This window comes from Oleiphilus sp. HI0132 (genome assembly GCF_001635845.1).
Window position 1 is genome coordinate 1 of the sequence record NZ_LWGJ01000752.1, and the last position, 476, is coordinate 476.

The 476-nt window shown below is 44.7% G+C and carries 1 pseudogene; it reads right to left on the bottom strand.

What is annotated here, in order from left to right:
* Nucleotides 1-476, bottom strand: a pseudogene (locus A3766_RS08910) (glucose-6-phosphate isomerase); the annotation flags it as partial.

Genomic DNA, 476 nt, shown 5'->3' on the forward strand with positions numbered 1-476 from the left:
CAATAAGAAAGGTATTACTGGGTTGATTACCTTTGTGCTCCATATGCTTGGCTATGAGTTTGGCTTTGGGTTCGTCGTAACCCCTATTTAATAATTCTTGAAAAGCCTGCCTTTCACTACGCCCCTGCATCAAGGCTTGAGTTTGGCTCAGGCAGTTAGCCAATAACATCTTATGATGAGAGCCTGATGGGTGATGCGTATCAAGCGTAGCAATGAAGTCACATGGGATTAGTTTAGTGCCCTGATGCAATAACTGGTGGAAAGCATGTTGGCCGTTAGTTCCAGTACCCCCCCATATTATAGGGCCTGTATGGTAAGTAAGAGCTTTACCTTTTGTAGATACGTGTTTGCCGTTACTCTCCATATCTAATTGCTGGAGGTGATCAGGAAGAAAGCTCAGATACTGATCATAAGGCATTACGGCATGTGAGTCGGCGCCAAAGAAACTGTGGTACCAAATGCCTAGCATTGCCATC